General features: G+C 68.0%; 19 protein-coding genes. 13 read left to right on the plus strand and 6 right to left on the minus strand.

Annotated elements, in window-relative coordinates:
- Nucleotides 1–197 precede the first annotated feature (197 nt).
- Together NS2_RS32125 and NS2_RS32130 are read right to left on the minus strand one after the other, a co-directional pair.
- Nucleotides 198–593: a nuclear transport factor 2 family protein gene (locus tag NS2_RS32125; protein ID WP_052086714.1), complete on the minus strand. Its 396-nt coding sequence runs from the start codon at nt 591–593 to the stop codon at nt 198–200.
- 10 nt (nt 594–603) lie between these two features.
- Complete coding sequence (locus NS2_RS32130) at nt 604–1,014, minus strand: carboxymuconolactone decarboxylase family protein (protein ID WP_200885919.1); 411 nt, start codon at nt 1,012–1,014, stop codon at nt 604–606.
- A gap of 96 nt (nt 1,015–1,110) precedes the next feature.
- On the opposite strand from NS2_RS32130, the gene NS2_RS32135 reads away from it, so the two are divergent.
- The 5 genes from NS2_RS32135 (at nt 1,111) to NS2_RS32155 (ending at nt 4,849) form a co-directional block, all read left to right on the plus strand.
- Nucleotides 1,111–1,890, plus strand: a complete 780-nt coding sequence (locus NS2_RS32135; RefSeq protein ID WP_045438453.1) for a helix-turn-helix domain-containing protein — start codon at nt 1,111–1,113, stop codon at nt 1,888–1,890.
- An 85-nt stretch (nt 1,891–1,975) separates the two neighbouring features.
- On the plus strand, nt 1,976–2,260 hold the full coding sequence (locus tag NS2_RS32140) for a hypothetical protein (RefSeq protein WP_033089313.1): 285 nt from the start codon (nt 1,976–1,978) through the stop codon (nt 2,258–2,260).
- Nucleotides 2,242–2,679 (plus strand): DNA-binding protein, encoded by a 438-nt coding sequence (locus NS2_RS32145; RefSeq protein WP_231993033.1) that lies wholly within the window; start codon nt 2,242–2,244, stop codon nt 2,677–2,679. The genes NS2_RS32140 and NS2_RS32145 overlap by 19 nt, the downstream gene beginning before the upstream one ends.
- A 274-nt stretch (nt 2,680–2,953) precedes the next feature.
- Nucleotides 2,954–4,462 (plus strand): hypothetical protein, encoded by a 1,509-nt coding sequence (locus NS2_RS32150; RefSeq protein ID WP_033089312.1) that lies wholly within the window; start codon nt 2,954–2,956, stop codon nt 4,460–4,462.
- A gap of 24 nt (nt 4,463–4,486) precedes the next feature.
- The gene (locus tag NS2_RS32155; RefSeq protein WP_033089311.1) at nt 4,487–4,849 is read left to right on the plus strand and encodes an arsenate reductase family protein; all 363 of its coding nucleotides are present in this window, start codon (nt 4,487–4,489) and stop codon (nt 4,847–4,849) included.
- A 182-nt stretch (nt 4,850–5,031) separates the two neighbouring features.
- Here the strand turns inward: NS2_RS32155 and NS2_RS32160 are convergent, their stop codons facing one another.
- Nucleotides 5,032–5,487, minus strand: a complete 456-nt coding sequence (locus NS2_RS32160) for a nitroreductase family deazaflavin-dependent oxidoreductase (protein WP_033089310.1) — start codon at nt 5,485–5,487, stop codon at nt 5,032–5,034.
- 127 nt (nt 5,488–5,614) lie between these two features.
- Here NS2_RS32160 and NS2_RS32165 point away from each other — a divergent pair, with 127 nt between their 5' ends.
- A complete protein-coding gene (locus NS2_RS32165) occupies nt 5,615–6,304 on the plus strand; it encodes a TetR/AcrR family transcriptional regulator (protein WP_033089309.1) in 690 nt (229 codons plus the stop codon).
- 19 nt (nt 6,305–6,323) lie between these two features.
- Here the strand turns inward: NS2_RS32165 and NS2_RS32170 are convergent, their stop codons facing one another.
- Together NS2_RS32170 and NS2_RS32175 are read right to left on the minus strand one after the other, a co-directional pair.
- Nucleotides 6,324–6,674 (minus strand): DUF4873 domain-containing protein, encoded by a 351-nt coding sequence (locus tag NS2_RS32170; protein WP_081986100.1) that lies wholly within the window; start codon nt 6,672–6,674, stop codon nt 6,324–6,326.
- Entirely contained in the window at nt 6,671–7,591 is a 921-nt protein-coding gene (locus NS2_RS32175; RefSeq protein ID WP_033089308.1) for an AurF N-oxygenase family protein, read from the minus strand. Before NS2_RS32175 ends, NS2_RS32170 begins: the two co-directional genes overlap by 4 nt.
- Before the next feature lie 94 nt (nt 7,592–7,685).
- Here NS2_RS32175 and NS2_RS32180 point away from each other — a divergent pair, with 94 nt between their 5' ends.
- Together NS2_RS32180 and NS2_RS32185 are read left to right on the plus strand one after the other, a co-directional pair.
- The gene (locus tag NS2_RS32180) at nt 7,686–8,414 is read left to right on the plus strand and encodes a TetR/AcrR family transcriptional regulator (protein ID WP_052086712.1); all 729 of its coding nucleotides are present in this window, start codon (nt 7,686–7,688) and stop codon (nt 8,412–8,414) included.
- Nucleotides 8,407–8,730, plus strand: a complete 324-nt coding sequence (locus NS2_RS32185) for a hypothetical protein (RefSeq protein ID WP_096490552.1) — start codon at nt 8,407–8,409, stop codon at nt 8,728–8,730. The genes NS2_RS32180 and NS2_RS32185 overlap by 8 nt, the downstream gene beginning before the upstream one ends.
- Nucleotides 8,731–8,745: 15 nt before the next feature.
- Here the strand turns inward: NS2_RS32185 and NS2_RS32190 are convergent, their stop codons facing one another.
- Entirely contained in the window at nt 8,746–9,963 is a 1,218-nt protein-coding gene (locus tag NS2_RS32190; protein WP_081986102.1) for a DUF418 domain-containing protein, read from the minus strand.
- Nucleotides 9,964–10,095: 132 nt separating this feature from the next.
- On the opposite strand from NS2_RS32190, the gene dop reads away from it, so the two are divergent.
- The 5 genes from dop (at nt 10,096) to NS2_RS36470 (ending at nt 13,913) form a co-directional block, all read left to right on the plus strand.
- The gene (gene dop, locus NS2_RS32195; RefSeq protein WP_033089306.1) at nt 10,096–11,595 is read left to right on the plus strand and encodes a depupylase/deamidase Dop; all 1,500 of its coding nucleotides are present in this window, start codon (nt 10,096–10,098) and stop codon (nt 11,593–11,595) included.
- A 194-nt stretch (nt 11,596–11,789) separates the two neighbouring features.
- Nucleotides 11,790–11,984 carry a ubiquitin-like protein Pup gene (locus tag NS2_RS32200; RefSeq protein ID WP_033089305.1) on the plus strand — a complete coding sequence of 65 codons (195 nt, stop codon included), beginning with the start codon at nt 11,790–11,792 and terminating at the stop codon, nt 11,982–11,984.
- The gene (gene prcB / locus NS2_RS32205) at nt 11,981–12,841 is read left to right on the plus strand and encodes a proteasome subunit beta (protein ID WP_033089304.1); all 861 of its coding nucleotides are present in this window, start codon (nt 11,981–11,983) and stop codon (nt 12,839–12,841) included. The genes NS2_RS32200 and prcB overlap by 4 nt, the downstream gene beginning before the upstream one ends.
- Nucleotides 12,838–13,608, plus strand: coding sequence for a proteasome subunit alpha (prcA, locus tag NS2_RS32210; protein ID WP_033089303.1), 771 nt, complete (start codon nt 12,838–12,840; stop codon nt 13,606–13,608). Before prcB ends, prcA begins: the two co-directional genes overlap by 4 nt.
- A 149-nt stretch (nt 13,609–13,757) precedes the next feature.
- Nucleotides 13,758–13,913: a hypothetical protein gene (locus NS2_RS36470; RefSeq protein ID WP_158544034.1), complete on the plus strand. Its 156-nt coding sequence runs from the start codon at nt 13,758–13,760 to the stop codon at nt 13,911–13,913.
- Nucleotides 13,914–14,003 lie beyond the last annotated feature (90 nt).

A 14,003-nucleotide genomic window follows, 5' to 3' on the forward strand; every position in this document is an offset into this window, starting at 1 on the left:
GTATTAGATGAGAGATTGTGCGCCAACCCCGGGGCCTTGCGGCAAGCCCCCGGGTGCGATATAGATTTAAATGGGAAGGAAAACAATCCTTCCCATTTTTGTGGGACTTCAGCTGTGCGATCAGGCGGCTTCGGGCCGCTGTCCACCCGAGGCAAGGGTCATGATGTCCTTGTTGCCGTCGGCCCACTGCGCCGTCATCACCACGGAATCGATCTTCCCACGCCCTCGACCAGATGCAGGCCGATGCGGTAGAGGCCGCCCAGGGTCCAGCGCGGTGAACCGAACCGGTTGGCCAGGAAGTGGACCGCCTGGAAGACGGCCGTCAGTTCGGCGCGGTCGCCGTCCACGGTGACCAGGTGATTGCCCAGCAGATGCTGTGTGGCGTCGAAACTTCCGATGAACTTCTCCCAGTCGGCGCGGATCAGCTCCGGGGTGACGGTGCTGGGCTCGCCGCCCCAGATACTCGAGTAGTCCAGGGTGACCTCGTCGGCGAAGACGCTCGGGAAGGTTTCCCAGTCGCGGATGTCGATGTACCAGAACAGGCGGGTGGCGGCCTCGATGATGTCGGCGCGCTGCTGAGCGGTGGCGGTCATGTCGAATCTCCTACTGTGCAAGGGAATTGGTGGTGACGGGAAGCAGATCGCGGGACTCCAGGACGGTCCGGGCCACCGCCATGGCGGCCAGCACGCGCGGGAAACCGGCATAGGGGAGGGCCTGCAGGATGGCCTCGACGATTTCGCCCGGCGCCACACCGGCATTCAGCGCACTGCCGAGGTGCGCCTCCAGTTGCGGGCGGGTGTCGCCGAGCGCGACCAGCACGCCCAGGATCACCAGTTCGCGGCGGCCCGCATCCAGGCCGGGCCTGGAATGAATGTCGCCGTAGGCGAATTCGACGGCGAACCGGTGCAGATCCGGTGCGATATCGGCCAGTTCGTCATAGACCCGGCCGCGCACCCCGCCCGCACCGCCGAGTTCGGCCTGGCGGGCGGCTCCCCGCTGGAATCTCTCGTTCACGATTGCGAGCTTGCCGCCCGCGAAAACCCCTAACCAGTGCATGCCGTGCCTCGTACTCCCAGGGCCACCCACCCTCGCCTGTGCCAGACTTCGGGCATGGCGGTACGCGAGGACCTGGCCGAGTTCCTGAAGTCTCGGCGCGCGCGGATCGATCCGCACGATTCCGGGCTGCCGCCGTCGGGTCTGCGCCGGGTACCGGGCCTGCGGCGCTCCGAACTCGCGCACCTGGCCGGGATCAGCGCCGAGTACTACCAGCGCCTCGAGCAACGCCGCGCCGCCAACCCGTCGGGCGATGTCCTCGACTCCCTGGCCGCCGCGCTGCGTCTCAACCCCATCGAGACCGAGCATCTGCACGCCCTCGCCCACCCGCCCCGCACGGTCGAAACCGCCGCTGCCGCACCGCGTCCGGAGCTGCTGCGCATACTCGACCTCATCGACAAGGCACCGGCGGTGGTCATCACCGACCTGTTCGACGTGCTCGCCGGAAACCCGCTCGCGCACTACGTCTTCGGGCCCATGGCGGACAAGAACATGGCCCGCGCACTGTTCTTCGACCCCGCCGCCCGCGAGTTCTACCGCGACTGGGACGGCGTCGCCGCGGCCACGGTCGCCCAATTGCGCCGCGTCGTCGGCCTCTACCCGAACGATCCGGCCACCCACGCCATCATCGACGAACTCGCCACCGGCAGTGCGGAATTCGCGACCCTGTGGCGCTCCGGCGACGTCGAGGTCCGCACCCACGGCGGCAAACTCGTCCGCCACCCCCACTCCGGCGACCTCAGCTTCTCCTACGAGAACCTCGAACTCCCCGGCGACCCCCGCCAGCGCATCGTCACCTTCACCCCCGACCCCGGCACCACCCTGCCGACTCTGTAGCGGAGGCGCCGATGTGCTCCGCACGCACTCGCTGGTGTTCGGAAATCTCGACGCGGTTTCCTACTTCCATTGATAAACTTCGAACATGGCTCAGCCCATCTACGAAATCGGCGAGGGACCCGCGACGCGGGTGAGTTTGTCGCTGCCGGAGGGTACGGCCGAGGCCATCCGGCAACGGGTAGGGAAACGAGAGTTCTCGGCCTTCGTCACCTCTGCGGTCGAACGTGAGCTACGGGGGCTACTGCTCGACGAGTATCTGGCCGACTACGAGAATCGCCACGGTCGGCTGTCGGATGCGGATCGGCAGCAAGCCTTCGACCGATTCGAGCAGGCCCTGACGGGCGAGACGCCGTGGCCGGACGAAGACTGAAGGCGGCTGCCCGTTCGCAGAACTCGGCGCAGGGCACGCTGGTGCTCGATTGTGAAGGACTCTCGCGTTTCGTGGCGGACGAACCGGCCATCGTCGCGCTGATCGCCGAGGCTCGCAGGCGTCGCATGGAAGTGGTGATCAGCGCCCTCACGATCATCGAAGCAACGCACGACAAGACCGACAGAGCTCGGCTGTCGTGGCTGCTGTCGATCCTGCGAGTGGAACCTGCCGAGGAGGCGAGTGCCAAGGCGGCATCTCGGCTGCTGCTCGAGACCGGATTGCACGGTCACAAATACGCCATCGACGCGGTGGTCGCCGAACTCGCGATGCGGCAGCCTCAACCGGTGGTCCTCATGACGTCCGACCCGTCGGACATGAGCACCCTGTGCGGTGAGGCGGTACGCATCATCCCGCTGTGACCGAATTCGACTCGCCGAGGGCCGCTGCGGGGCGGGCGGGCGTGTTGTCGTTAGATTGGGGCCGAACGGATCGGTCGTGACGCGAGATTGGCCCGCAGGGAGGCGGGTTCGCGGCGCGGCGCGGGAATACCGTTGTGACGCAACGTGCCACGCGAGATGAGTCGCGTGGTCATGTGGGGTGGGTTGAAACTATGACCTTTACCTCACTGGCCACGCGGGGTGGTGGCACGGTCATACGATCCGGGGCTGACATATGCGGGAAGGCGAGTAAGCCATGGATCGAAATGCGTTCGTCGAAGTGATGAACGAGGCGAGCGGCATGCTGGAAGCCGGGCGGGCGGAGGAGGCGCTGGCGCGACTGACGGTGTTCGACGACGGGCTGGCCGTGGCGCCCGAGCCGAAGGATTACGGCTGGATCGTGTCCTACCGCTTCCGATCCGCCTTCGCCGCGGGCGATTACGCCCAGGCCCTGCACCTGGCCGAACACGGACCGGCCCGCTTCCCGGCCGACATCCCGCCCGCCACCCTGGCCACCATGTACTCGATGGCCGTCGAGGCCGCCACCCAGCAGGGCCTGCCCGACAGCGCGGTGCTCATGGCCGACCGCTGCATCGACCTGCGGCGCGGGCACGGCGAGCACGCCGAGGTGCTGATGGCCGCCATGACCGCCTGCACTCTGCTCGGTGACCTCGAAAGACACGACCTCGCAAGCAGATACGCCCAGCTGCTGATCACCGAGGGCGTCGGGCACGACGACTACCGCGGATACGGCTACTACGCGCTGTGCGCCGCCATCGAAGAGGGCGTCGGGGGTCATCTGATCGACACGTTGCGCGCCGGGCGGGAATGGCTGGAGAGCCAGGACAACGAGTTCGCCCGGGTCGCACTGGAATACCTGCAGAGCGCGCCCGCGCTGCGCGAACCGCTCGCGGTCAACCTGGATCTGGCGGACCCGCTGGGCAACGGGGTGCCGCTCTCGGATCCGCTCGGTGCGCCGCAGCCGCTGGACAATTCGGTGCCGCCGGGTCCGCTGGAGGGCGCGGTGCCCCCCGGTCCGCGCAACGGCGTGCCGTTTCCCGATCCGGCCGCCGCGCCCTACGCGATGCCGACCCCCGATGTCATGCCGGCCCCCGACGCCATGCAGACCCAGTACCTGCACATCGGGGACGGTGTACCGCACACCGTGGCCGGGCCCCCGCAGCCGCCCGCCGAAATGCTCGCCGGCGGCGAGACCGCCGACGCCCTCATGGACGCCAATCGCCCCGGCATCGCCGCGGCCGCCTACCGGGCCCTCATCGACGACGCCGTCAACACCGGCCGCCCCGACCCGCTCATCATGGGCAAGGCCACCCTGGGCCTGCTCACCGCCCTGATCTTCGACAACCGGGTCGGCGAGGCGCATTCGGTGTGGGTCGACGAGCACGGCCCCACCTACCTCGGCGTCTGGTCCCTCGAGAACGGCCAGACCTCCGTCCACGACGCCATCGCCTACAACCTGGTCGCGGCGTTCCTGCACTCGCTCAGCACCGGCGACCCCAATGCCGCCAATCACGCCGTCGACGCCCTCATGAGCCGAAACGTGGAGTGGGCCTACGAGAACGACCCCCAGGCCGTCCCCGCCATGATCAACACCTGGCGCCGCCACCTGCTCGAAATCCACAGTGGCGAACCGGCCCCGGAATACCGCTGGCAACTCACCCAGGCCGAACAGCGCTGGGGCCACCCGATTCCCGAGGGCGGCCTCTACTGGATGCGCCCCTACCGCTGGGTCGACTGGGTCTGACCCGTCACCGCCTACGCTGACGGCATGGCAGAGACCGAGATCTGGCACAACCCCAAGTGCTCCAAGAGCCGCACGGCCAAGGCGGTCCTCGACGAATCCGGCACCGGTTACGTCGAACGCCGCTATCTCGACAATCCGCCCTCGGCCCCCGAAATCCGCTCGGCCCTGGCCAAACTGGGCCTCGAACCCTGGCAGATCACCCGCACGGCGGAGGCCGAAGCCAAGGAGCTGGGCGTCTCGGCCTGGGGTAGGACCCCCGCCGACCGCGACCGCTGGATCGACGCCCTCGCCACCCACCCCCGCCTCATCCAGCGCCCCATCGTCTTCACCGCCGACGGCCGCGCCTTCGTGGCTCGCGACGACGAATCCCTGAACGAACTCCGCTGATCAGCGGGGTTGACCCGCGCTCGCACGGCTGGTGACGTCCGTCTGAATCGGTTGCACCGGGCCGGAATTCGCAGTCGGTAGCGGGTCCGGGGCGGTGTGGCCGGGACGTGCATCAGCCGCGTCATCGTGGAAACCGTCTGCACGGCACTGTGCCGACGGCGATGGTTCTCAGTCGGCGCGTGCTACGCCAGCTTGAAGACCGGGAAACCCGGGGCGATTTCCGTCAGTTCGGCGTCGGTGGCGTTCTTGGTGACGCCCTCGAAGAAGCGGCCGACCTCCCAGCCCCAGCGGTCGAGGTAGGCGCGCAGGACGGGGAGTTTCTCGGCGTCGGGGAGTTCGGTGGCGGTGAAGGACTCGTGCTTGCGGCCCAGGCGGATCTCGCCGGAACCGGCGACGCGCAGGTTGCGGACCCACTGGGTGTGGCCGCGGGGTGCGACCAGGTAGCGGGCGCCGTCGTCGGTGGTGAGGACGTTGACGAGGGTGGTTCGCCATTCGCCGGACTTACGGCCGCGCACGGCCAGCAGGCGGCCGCCCGCGATATCGATGCCGAGCTTGGGAATCCAGTTGGCGATGCGGTTGAAGGCCGGGTCCAGGCCGGTGGGGCCGAGGTAGCGGGTGGCGGCGGAGTGGGCGTCCATGGTGACTTCCTTCGATCTTGGAGAGCGGTGCTCTCTGTTGTGAACAGTGTGCACGCAGGGCTGATCGGAAGTCAAGAGCAGTGCTCTCGAAATATGGCAGTGATCCGATTCGTGGCAGACTGTCGGAATGAGCGTGCCCCGTACCGCCCGCGAGCGGGCCCGAGCCGAGATCACCCGCGAGATCACCGATGCCGCGCGGCGGCAGCTGGCCGAATCGGGTGCGCCCGCGCTGTCGCTGCGGGCCATCGCGCGGGAGCTGGGGATGGTGAGTTCGGCGCTGTACCGGTACTTCCCGAGCCGCGACGAACTGCTGACCACCTTGATCATCGAGGCGTACAACGCGCTCGGCGACACCGCCGAGCGCGCGGCGGCAGGCCCGGGCACCCCGCGCGAACAGTGGCGGGCGGCCTCGAATGCCGTGCGGGACTGGGCAATCGCGCACCCGCACGAATACGCGCTGGTGTACGGGTCGCCGGTGCCGGGATATCACGCTCCGCAGACCACCGTCGGGCCCGCCTCCCGGACGCCGATCGCGCTGCTGGCAATCGTGTATCGGGCCTGGGAAGCGGGCACATTGAACGCTCCCGTGGACACCCTCTCCCCGGAGCTCTCGGCGCAGTCGGCGAATATCGCGGCCCTGATCGCTCCCGGCCTGCCGGAATCGGCGGTGGCGCGGTCGTTCATCGCGCTGACCCAGCTGTTCGGCATGGTGACCTTCGAACTGTTCGGTCAGCTCGACAACAGCATGGATCCGGCTGGACCGTTCTTCGACCATTCGGTGGCGGCCATGGCCGACTACATCGGGCTCTCGGAATAACCCGCCGGATACCGCCGGACTACATCGGGAACGGTGGCGCGCCGATTCCGGCGATCCGCAGATTCCCCCAGGGATCGCGCTCCTGGAGTATGCCCGGCGCGGGTGCGCTGCCGGGCACCGTCAGGAAGACCTGCCCGCGACCGGGATCGGGCAGTTCCGCCGCGCCCGCCGCGGAAACCCGCCCGTACCAGTGGAACAGGCCATCGGTCGGATCCAGATGACCCGTCAGCGCCACCCGCACGGCCACCTCCGCACCCGGCGCGTCCAGCAGCGCGGGACCCGAATAATCCGGCGCAGGTTCGGGATCGGTGAACGCGGCCTGCGGGTCGTCGGCCGCGTACTTGCCGCGCCGGGCCCGCCGCCACCTCACAGCAGCCCTCGCCGCCGCCAGATGCGCTTGCCGACCGGCCCGATCAGACCCTGCTTGTCCAGGAACGCACCGAGATTCGCGGCACCCAGGCCGAGCGCACGCCGCGAATGCGGGTTGTTCCGTGCCATGGCTCGCGCCGCCTTCCCGTCCTCGAGGCCCGCCCGCGCGTACATGTGCCAGTTCGTCAGCAGGTAGACGAACAGGGGAGCGGCCACCGCGACACACAGTCGCGTGTAGCGCAATTCGGCCCTCGACATGGTCGGCACCCGGTGCGCCAGGGCATCTCGCGCGAACCCGATGTGGCGCGCCTCCTCGGTGACGTGAATCCGCATGGCGCGCGCCACCAATGGCTGCAACTGCGGATCGTCGAGGGTGCGGCGCTGTAGCGCGTCGAAGATCTCCTCGCCCACCAGCGCGCCCACCCACACCATCGCGCCCTGCAGGAACAGCTGCAGCGAGGCGATGGTCCAGCGCTCCCAGCGATTCGGCCAGTACGGCCGGGCCCCGATACGGTCGATGAGCTTGCCGAACATCATCATGTGCCGGCACTCGTCGCCCATCTCGGTGAGCGTGTAGTGCGCGTGCCGCGAGGTCGGATCGCTCGCCATGAGCTCGCGCAGCAGCAGCCGGTTGAGCAGGTTCTCGAACCAGATGCCCACCGAGAGCACATTGGCCAGTTCCTCGCGCGACAGTTCGCGCCGCTGCGCGGGCGTCATGGATTCCCAGAGCGGAGTGCCGTAGAGCGAGAGCAGTTCGGGCGGAAGGAAGAGCTTGTCCGGATCCAGCGGTGCGTCCCAGTCCATATCGACCACCGGGTCATAGGACTTCTTGACCGATCCGGTCAGCAAACGCTGGGCGAAGGATTCGCGGGCGGAGGGTGCGAGGGTCGCGGGCGTGGTGACGGCGTTGTCTCCCATGACAGCTCCTGAGATGTTACTGATACACGCTGTTACACTCAGATTAGTGGTACACACTGTCTCGGTCAACGATGGGATGAGTATCGTGAGCCGAGTGACCGGCACCCGACGCAGACCCGCGCAGCCGTCCCCGCGGGACCGAGAACCCGCCGCCGACGGCCGCAGTACCCGCTGGGACGGCCACAAGGCCCGCCGCCGCACCGAGATGCTCGACGCCGCGCTCTCCGTCATCGAGGAGAACGGCACCGAGATCTCCGTCCAGCAGATCGCCGATCGCCTGCGGGTGCCGCGCCCGGTCGTCTACCGGCACTTCGACGGTCGCGCCGATCTCGACGACGCCATCCGCCGCCACATCGTGGAATCGCTGATGGCCGAACTGCTCCCGCGCCTGCAACCCGAGGGCACCGTGCGCGAACTGGTGCGCGGGGCGGTCGGCACCTATGTCGGCTGGGTCGAGCGGCACCCCAACCTGCACCGCTTCCTGGCCGCCGCCGACCCGCACGGCGAATCCGCCACCGTGCTGGCCGGGGCCCGCGACCGCATCGGCGGCCGGCTGGCCGACCTGTTCGCCGACACCCTGCAGCGCTTCGGTATCGACCGGAACCGGGCCCGGCCCATGGCCTTCGGCACCGTCGGCTTCGTCGACGGGGTGGTCAACAGCTGGCGCGCGGCGCCCACGCTGAGCTCCGAGCAAGTCGAGGGCATCCTCACCGAATCGGTGCTTTCCCTGCTCGAGGGCAATGCCCGCAGCTTGGATGTGCCGCTCACCCGCGATACGGTGGTCGCCGACCTGTACTCCCGGACGGAGGCCGCGCGTGTGTGAATCCTTGGGCGCGAGGCTGATTCGCGCGACCGTGCTGACCGGCATCGGCTGTGCCCTGCTGGCCCCCGGCATCGCGGCCGCCGATACCGACCTGCCCGAGGGTCTGCACTGCGATGTCCTGGACTGCAGCAACGACACCGATCGCGACTACGTGGTCTCCGGCCACATCCAGTGCGAGTACACCGACCCGGACGGCGGCGGCTCCTCCGGCAGCGAGCAGTTCATCGATATCGTCCCGGCGCACAGCCGGTATCGGCTCTCGGGTTGTATCGACGGTCAGGCACCGTTTCTGCGGTCCATCGAGGATGTCGAGTGACCGCGCACCGGAAGGTCAGCGGCCGGTCAGTGCGCGACAACTGCGATTCCACAGCCATTCGACCGGTCCGCGCTCGAAGCGCCGCAGCCAGCAGTGGGCGAAGCTCAGCATGAGCGCGCAGACCAGGACGTAGATTCCGGCCGTGAACGGCACCCGGGCATCGGCCGACACCAGCCCGGCCAGTCCCAGGCCCCAGCCGTAGCACAGGAATCCGGCCACCAGATTCTGAAGGATGTAGCAGCTCAACGCCATTCGGCCCACCTCACCGAGGCGGCGGCCCACCCAGCCCGGGCCGGGGCGGTGGGCGTAGATCTCGGCGACCAGGGCCAGCAGGCCCAGCGAGACCAGTGGAGCGGTGCCATAGCGGGCCGGCAGGATCAGGTCCCCGCCGAACATGCCCAGCAGCAGATCGATCGGCGCACCGACGGCGAAGCCGATCACCATGAGGCGCTTGCGGATTCGCGCGCCCTCGGGTTGGAAGATCCCGGCCCGGAACAGGCGCGCGCCCAGCAGGAACAGCGCGATCGACATCGGGAAGATGAAGATCGGTTCGAGCCGGAACAGCAGCACGTGCTCCCAGCGGAACACGACCAGATCCCAGAACGAGCCGTCCGCATAGGGATTCGGATCCAGCGTGGTGCGGCCGCCGGAATCGCCGGAGGGGCCGAAGGCGATCGCCAGCACGATGAGCGAGAGCATCGCCAGGTGGATGCCCGCCGCCACGATCAGCCACCGCCGCTGCGCCTTCGGGCTCGTCGCCAGGATGATCGCCACCACCAACCTGGTGAGCGCGTAGCCCATCAGCACATCGAACTCGGCGACGAAGAAGAAATTCACCAGCCCGTCGAGCAACAGCAACCCCGCCCGCACCGGATACCCGCCCGGCCAGGCCCGGCCGCCCCGCACCGCCGATCGCTGCTGAATGGCCAGCCCGATCCCGAACATGATGGTCAGCAGCCCCAGGCACTTCCCCTGCGCCAGCTGCTGCAGAAACCGCTCTATCCACAACCAGGCCCCGTGCGGTTCGTCACCGCGGGAGATATATCCGAGCAGCCCTTCGGTATTGGTGAAGATCCAGACATTGGTCCCCAGCGTCCCCAGGATGGCGATGCCGCGCAGCACATCCAATGCCGCCAGCCGTGCCGAAGCAGGCTGGGCGGGAACGGAATTCGGGTCGTCGGCGACCTGGGAGGCCGAGTGCGCAGGGTGCTGGACGGAAGCCGATTCGACCATGACGGTCATTGTGCGGTCGCGGCTCGTCGGCGCGGATCGCCCGCGAGGACTACCCGGCGTCAGACTCACGAATGACCCCAACCCGGACAGTCCACCCGCGTCCGGGCGTGCCTTTCGCCTAGGCTCGAACCCATGCAGCGCATCATCGGAATCGAGGTCGAGTACGGCATTTCGACGCCTACCGAGCCGTCGGCCAACCCGATTCTCACGTCCACCCAGGCGGTGCTCGCCTACGCCGCGGCCGAGGGCGTGCCGCGCGCCAAGCGCACACGCTGGGATTACGAGGTGGAATCGCCGTTGCGCGACGCGCGCGGTTTCGATCTCGGACGGCTCAACGGGCCCGCCCCGGTGATCGACGCCGACGAGGTCGGGGCGGCGAACATGATCCTCACCAACGGGGCTCGCCTCTACGTCGACCACGCCCACCCCGAATACTCCGCGCCCGAGGTGACCGATCCCCTCGACGCGGTCATCTGGGACAAGGCCGGTGAACGCGTCATGGAGGCCGCCGCCCGCTACGCCTCCAGCGTGCCCGGCGCGCCGCGCATGCAGCTCTACAAGAACAATGTCGACGGCAAGGGCGCCTCCTACGGCACCCACGAGAACTACCTGATGAGCCGCGAGACCCCGTTCAACCAGATCATTCTCGGGCTGACGCCGTTCTTCGTGTCGCGCCAGGTGGTGTGCGGTTCGGGTCGCGTGGGCATCGGGCAGTCCGGTGACCAGCCCGGTTTCCAGCTGTCCCAGCGCGCCGACTACATCGAGGTCGAGGTCGGCCTGGAGACCACGCTCAAGCGCGGCATCATCAACACCCGCGACGAGCCGCACGCCGACGCGGACAAGTACCGCCGCCTGCACGTCATCATCGGCGACGCCAACCTCGCCGAATGGTCCACCTACCTCAAGGTCGGCACCACCGCGCTGGTGCTGGACCTGATCGAGGCGGGCGAGGACCTCTCCGACCTCCAGCTGGCCCGCCCGGTCACCGCCGTGCACACCATCAGCCACGACCCGAGCCTGCGCGCCACCGTCGCGCTGTCCGACGGCCGCGAGCTGACCGGTCTTGCGCTGCAACGCATCTACCTCGACCGGGTGGAAAAGTTCATGGACCGCACCGGAAACGACGACGAGCGCACCAAGGACGTCATCGAGAAGTGGGCCCACGTGCTGGACCTGCTCGAGCGCGACCCCCTGGAAACCGCCGACCTGCTGGACTGGACCGCCAAACTGCGCCTGCTGGAAGGCATGCGCAACCGCGAGGGCCTGTCCTGGGCGGCCCCCAAACTGCACCTGGTCGACCTGCAGTACTCCGATGTCCGCCTGGACAAGGGCCTCTACAACCGCCTGGTGGCCCGCGGCTCCATGCAGCGCCTGGTCACCGAGCAGCAGGTGACCGATGCCATGACCAACCCGCCCACCGACACCCGCGCCTACTTCCGCGGCGAATGCCTGCGCCGCTTCGGCGCGGATATCGCGGCCGCCAGCTGGGATTCGGTGATCTTCGACCTGGGCGGCGATTCCCTGGTCCGCATCCCGACCCTGGAACCCCGCCGCGGAACCAAGTCCCACGTCGGCAAACTTCTGGACGGCGTCCACACCGCCTCGGAGTTGGTGCAGCAGCTGACCCATTAGGAGTGCTGAGAAGGGGTACGCGGTGGAAACCGCGTACCCCTTCTTCGTGTCCGCGACATGGCCTAGAAGAGATCGCGGCAACAGCACAATGACGTTTAATCCGGCATGTTGTCCGCTCGGCTGGGTACTGTTGGGGGCACGAGCATCGGATCTTCTCCGGTGCTCGCCGATGATCACAGAGGAGGTCGGCTGCTATGGCACAAGAGCAGACCAAGCGCGCCGGTGGCGGCGACGAGGACGAGGGCCCGGTCGGCGACGGCGGGGCGGGACAGGAGCGTCGCGAGAAGCTGGCGGAGGAAACCGACGACCTGCTCGACGAGATCGATGACGTCCTCGAGGAGAACGCGGAGGACTTCGTCCGCGCCTACGTGCAGAAGGGCGGCCAGTGACCCAAGGTGACCCCCTGCGGCTCCAGTTGGGGTTCGCCCAATCCTCTTTCTCCGAGTACCTGCGTCTGCACGCTCCGGAATTGTTGCCCGGCAATGGAATCGGGTCGAACGGCACGCACCCCCATCCGGGCGTGCCGTCCGATATCGCTCCGCACGGCACCACCATCGTCGCGGTCAGCTACCGCGGCGGTGTGCTGATCGCCGGTGACCGGCGCGCCACCCAGGGCAACCTGCTGGCGCAGCGTGACATCGAGAAGGTGTACATCACCGACACCTACTCGGCGGCGGGCATCGCGGGCACCGCGGGCATGGCGATCGAGATGATCCGCCTGTTCGCGGTGGAGCTCGAGTACTACGAGAAGATCGAGGGCGTCCCCCTCACCTTCGACGGCAAGTCCAACAAACTGTCGAAGATGGTGCGCGACAACCTCCCCGCGGCCCTGCAGGGCCTCGCGGTGGTGCCGCTGCTGGTCGGCTACGACCCGGACGCGCAGGACCCGGACCGCTCCGGGCGCATCGTGTCCTACGACGTGGTCGGCGGGCGCAGCGAGGAGCGTTTCGGGTACACCGCGGTGGGGTCGGGTTCACTGTTCGCCAAGTCGTCGTTGAAGAAGACCTACGCGCGCGGCCTGGATCAGGACCGGGCGCTGCGGATCGCGATCGAATCGCTCTTCGACGCCGCCGACGACGACACCGCCACCGGCGGTCCGGACACGATGCGCAACATCTATCCGACCGCCATCGTGATCGACGCCGAGGGCTCCGAGATTGTGACCGAGGAGCGGCTCAAGGAGATCACGCGGGCCATGGTGGAGGAGCGGGCCGCGCTGGCGGCAGAGGGGATCGGCGAAGCATGACACTGCCGTATTACGCGTCGGCCGAACAGATCATGCGCGACAAGACCGAACTCGCGCGCAAGGGCATCGCGCGCGGTCGGTCGGTCGTCGTGCTGGTCTACGACAAGGGCGTGGTGTTCGTGGCCGAGAACCCCTCGGCCACCCTCCACAAGATCAGTGAGTTGTACGACCGGGTGGGTTTCGCCGCGGTTGGTAAGTACAACGAGTTCGAGGCGCTGCGCCGCGGCGGCATCCTGCAGGCCGACCTGCGCGGATACCAGTTCGACCGCCGCGACGTGACCGGCCGCTTCCTGGCCAACCTGTACGCGCAGAGCCTCGGCACCATCTTCACCGACCAGCTCAAGCCCTACGAGGTGGAGATCTGCGTCGCGGAGGTGGGCTACCCGGAGCAGTCCACCAATTCGGTCCTCTACCGGATCAACTTCGACGGATCCATCGTCGACGAACGGGAATTCGTGGTGATGGGCGGCAATACCGACCCGATCACCACCGCCCTCAAGGCTTCCTACAAGCCCGGCCTCGATCTGCATTCGGCCGTCACCACGGCGGTGGCCGCGCTGCAGAAGGCCGTCCCCGAGGGGGACAAGGACAAGGCCCGCACCCTGGGCGTCGCCTCCCTCGAGGTGGCCACCCTCGAACAGGGCCGCCCCCGCCGCGCCTTCCGCCGCATCCAGGGCGCGGCCCTGCAACAGCTGATCACCGGCAAGACCCCGACCGCCAAAGCGGCGGCGGAGGCCGACAAGCCGTCGAGCGGCGATCCGTCGTAAACCCCTGCGGCTCACGCAAATCCCGTCTTCCGGGCTGAGGCTCCTTTGCACTCGCTCCCAGAGTGCAAAGGAGCCTTGCCATTTCGGCCGGGTTCACGGTCGCTGCTAGGCTCGGTCCGACAAGATCATCATGGCTATGGGGGTGGGTTGTGTATCGACTGTGGCGGCTGCCCGTCGCGTTCGCAGCGATCTTCGCGGGCGGCGCCGTCGGTCAGGCGACGGCGATGTGGCTCGGCATCGTTGTGCTTCTCGTGATTCTGGTCGGTGGAATCATGTTCGAGAACAAGGTCCTTCGCCGAAGATGAGGTGACTGCTAGGCGTCGGCCGGAGCAGTCGAGGGGCGCGTACCGGGCTTCTTCGCAGCGCCTTTCATGGCCAGGCCGCGACCGGCCGGA

The sequence above is a fragment of the Nocardia seriolae NBRC 15557 genome, assembly GCF_007990715.1.
GTDB lineage: Bacteria > Actinomycetota > Actinomycetes > Mycobacteriales > Mycobacteriaceae > Nocardia > Nocardia seriolae.

What these genes read in the sequence shown, in the direction of transcription:
- NS2_RS32125 (WP_052086714.1), bottom strand. Translation starts at nt 593, where the DNA reads ATGACCGCCACCGCTCAGCAGCGCGCCGACATCATCGAGGCCGCCACC.
- NS2_RS32135 (WP_045438453.1), top strand. Translation starts at nt 1,111, where the DNA reads ATGGCGGTACGCGAGGACCTGGCCGAGTTCCTGAAGTCTCGGCGCGCG.
- NS2_RS32140 (WP_033089313.1), top strand. Translation starts at nt 1,976, where the DNA reads ATGGCTCAGCCCATCTACGAAATCGGCGAGGGACCCGCGACGCGGGTG.
- NS2_RS32150 (WP_033089312.1), top strand. Translation starts at nt 2,954, where the DNA reads ATGGATCGAAATGCGTTCGTCGAAGTGATGAACGAGGCGAGCGGCATG.
- NS2_RS32155 (WP_033089311.1), top strand. Translation starts at nt 4,487, where the DNA reads ATGGCAGAGACCGAGATCTGGCACAACCCCAAGTGCTCCAAGAGCCGC.
- NS2_RS32160 (WP_033089310.1), bottom strand. Translation starts at nt 5,487, where the DNA reads ATGGACGCCCACTCCGCCGCCACCCGCTACCTCGGCCCCACCGGCCTG.
- NS2_RS32165 (WP_033089309.1), top strand. Translation starts at nt 5,615, where the DNA reads ATGAGCGTGCCCCGTACCGCCCGCGAGCGGGCCCGAGCCGAGATCACC.
- NS2_RS32175 (WP_033089308.1), bottom strand. Translation starts at nt 7,591, where the DNA reads ATGGGAGACAACGCCGTCACCACGCCCGCGACCCTCGCACCCTCCGCC.
- NS2_RS32190 (WP_081986102.1), bottom strand. Translation starts at nt 9,963, where the DNA reads ATGGTCGAATCGGCTTCCGTCCAGCACCCTGCGCACTCGGCCTCCCAG.
- dop (WP_033089306.1), top strand. Translation starts at nt 10,096, where the DNA reads ATGCAGCGCATCATCGGAATCGAGGTCGAGTACGGCATTTCGACGCCT.
- NS2_RS32200 (WP_033089305.1), top strand. Translation starts at nt 11,790, where the DNA reads ATGGCACAAGAGCAGACCAAGCGCGCCGGTGGCGGCGACGAGGACGAG.
- prcA (WP_033089303.1), top strand. Translation starts at nt 12,838, where the DNA reads ATGACACTGCCGTATTACGCGTCGGCCGAACAGATCATGCGCGACAAG.